Genomic DNA, 2313 nt, shown 5'->3' with positions numbered 1-2313 from the left:
GGCCTGGAGCGCGCCAGCCATGTCATTATCCTGTCCTGGCTGCATCACGCACCGCGGAATCTGATCGTGCAAAAGCCCCGCCATGCGGCTGATGCCAAAGGCGTGTTCGGGTTGCGCTCCCCTGCCCGGCCGAACCCGGTCGGCCTGCACGTGGCCAAGCTCGTCGGATTGGACATTGCCACTGGGCACATCGACCTCGACGCCATCGACGTGCTCGACGGCACGCCGGTCATCGACATCAAGCCCTATTTCGCCTCGACCGATGCCATATCAGAGGCGACCGTTGAGGGGCGCGAGGAGCGATGAGCGCTCCGACCGGCCGCCGCCGCGCCATCGCCAAGGCGCTGACAGCACTTCTGCCGCTGGCCCCTTATGCCGACATGGAGAAGATCCGCACCGACGCCGGCTCGGTGCATATGAAGACCTTGCCGCCGACGATCGCGGTCTGGCTGGCGACGATCGCCCATATCCGTCACATGCACACCGACTACGAGAAGCTGCTGGCCGAGGGCTATGATCGCGACTCGGCGCGTTTCTTCGTCATCGAGCAGACCAACATCGTGCTCACACGCTGGCGCGCCACCCGCCTGCTCGACGCCGACGACGAGGAGGAATAAGGCTGTGCCGGGCCGCATGGCGCTCACCGCGTCATGCTGGCCGGGTCTTCATCTCGAGGATGACTGAAGTCGGACCACTGGCTCTATGCGCTCGGGCTGCCGGCAATAGCTTGTGACGCCATGGCTAGGAGCTGCCGATGAGCCGAATCGCACAAGATATACCGTTCCTGCCCCAGGTCGGCGATCGCCATGTCGACCCGCATTCCTATCCCGACGGCATCGCTTTCCTCGACGGCCAGTACCTGCCGATGTCGCAAGCCAAGGTGTCGGTGCTGGATTGGGGCTTTCTGCACTCGGACGCCACTTACGATACGGTGCATGTCTGGAACGGCCGCTTCTTTCGCCTCGATCTGCATCTCGACCGTTTCTTCGGCGGGCTCGACAAGCTGCGCATGACGATCCCGTTCGATCGCGATGGCGTCGCCGGGATCCTGCACAATTGCACAGCGCTGTCGGGTCATCGCGCCGCCTATGTCGAGATGCTGTGCACGCGCGGCGCTTCGCCGACCTTCAGCCGCGACCCGCGCCAGGCGATCAACCGCTTCATGGCGTTCGCCGTGCCGTTCGGCTCGGTCGCCAATGCCGAGCAGTTGCAGCGCGGCCTGCGTGTCTCCATCAGCGACAAGGTGCGCATTCCGCCGGCCTCGATCGATCCGGCGATCAAGAACTACCACTGGCTCGACCTCGTGCGCGGCCTCTACGATGCCTATGATCGCGGCGCCGAGACGGCCCTCATTCTCGACTTCAACGGCAATGTCGCCGAAGGTCCGGGCTTCAACGTCTTCCGCGTCAAGGACGGCAGACTGTCGACGCCGGCCATCGGCGTGCTGCCGGGCATCACCCGCCGCACTGTCTTCGATCTCTGCGCGGAGGCCGGCCTCTCGGCAACGGCCAAGGATGTCAGCGTGGCCATGTTGCGCGGCGCCGAGGAAGTCTTCATCACCTCAACCGCCGGCGGCATCATGCCGGTGACGGAGATCGACGGTGCTGAGATCGCGGACGGCAAGGTCGGGCCGATCACCAGCCGGCTGATGGCGCTCTATTGGCAAAAGCACGACGACCCTGACTGGTCGACCCCGGTGAACTACCCCTGATTCACACGATTTCTTGTTCTGCGGGAAAGCCCCGAGTTCAAAAAGATTCCCCTCGCCTCTGGAAAATCACCGGACAGGCCGTATATGCCCGGAAGCGGAGAAGCCTCCGCTTCCATCCAGAAATTGCGCCCGCAGGGGCAAGGGATTCCACATCATGACAACAAAGGTTTGGTTCATCACCGGATCGTCGAAGGGCTTTGGCCGCGTCTGGGCCGAGGCCGCATTGGCGCGTGGCGATCGCGTTGCCGCGACCGCCCGTGACACAGGCACGCTCGCCGAGCTCGTCGAAAAATACGGCGACAACATCGCCGCGCTAAAGCTCGACGTCACCGACAAGAAAGCCGTCGATGCCGCTGTCGCCGAGGCACACAAGCGCTTTGGCCGGCTCGACGTCGTCATCAACAATGCCGGTTACGGCCATTTCGGCGCCATCGAGGAAGTCAGCGAGCAGGAAGCCCGCGACCAGATCGAGACCAATGTGTTCGGCGCGCTGTGGGTCACCCAGGCAGCCCTGCCGATCATGCGGGCGCAGCGGTCTGGCCACATCATCCAGATCTCGTCGATCGGCGGCGTCAATGCCTTTGCCTCGCTCGGCCTCTACC

4 protein-coding genes are annotated in these 2313 nt (G+C 63.9%); all 4 read left to right on the top strand.

The genetic code is table 11. The features are described from left to right. The coding region (locus EOA36_RS33600; protein WP_189553499.1) for a TrmO family methyltransferase at positions 1–306 on the top strand (306 nt) is incomplete at its 5' end. Beyond that, positions 303–617 (top strand): DUF2293 domain-containing protein, encoded by a 315-nt coding sequence (locus tag EOA36_RS33595; RefSeq protein ID WP_127281028.1) that lies wholly within the window; start codon positions 303–305, stop codon positions 615–617. The genes EOA36_RS33600 and EOA36_RS33595, both read left to right, overlap by 4 nt. 137 nt (positions 618–754) lie before the next feature. Continuing rightward, positions 755–1711 carry a D-amino acid aminotransferase gene (locus tag EOA36_RS33590; RefSeq protein ID WP_127281027.1) on the top strand — a complete coding sequence of 319 codons (957 nt, stop codon included), beginning with the start codon at positions 755–757 and terminating at the stop codon, positions 1709–1711. A 154-nt stretch (positions 1712–1865) separates the two neighbouring features. Continuing rightward, on the top strand, positions 1866–2313 hold a 448-nt coding region (locus EOA36_RS33585), incomplete at its 3' end, for an SDR family NAD(P)-dependent oxidoreductase (protein ID WP_127281026.1).

The organism is Mesorhizobium sp. M8A.F.Ca.ET.021.01.1.1 (genome assembly GCF_003998025.1).
GTDB lineage: Bacteria > Pseudomonadota > Alphaproteobacteria > Rhizobiales > Rhizobiaceae > Mesorhizobium.
The sequence above is the reverse complement of the archived record's forward strand: the minus strand, read 5'-3'. Positions and strand labels throughout refer to the sequence as shown.

Coding starts and splice junctions, on each gene's coding strand:
- EOA36_RS33590 (WP_127281027.1), top strand. CDS start 755: ATGAGCCGAATCGCACAAGATATACCGTTCCTGCCCCAGGTCGGCGAT.
- EOA36_RS33595 (WP_127281028.1), top strand. CDS start 303: ATGAGCGCTCCGACCGGCCGCCGCCGCGCCATCGCCAAGGCGCTGACA.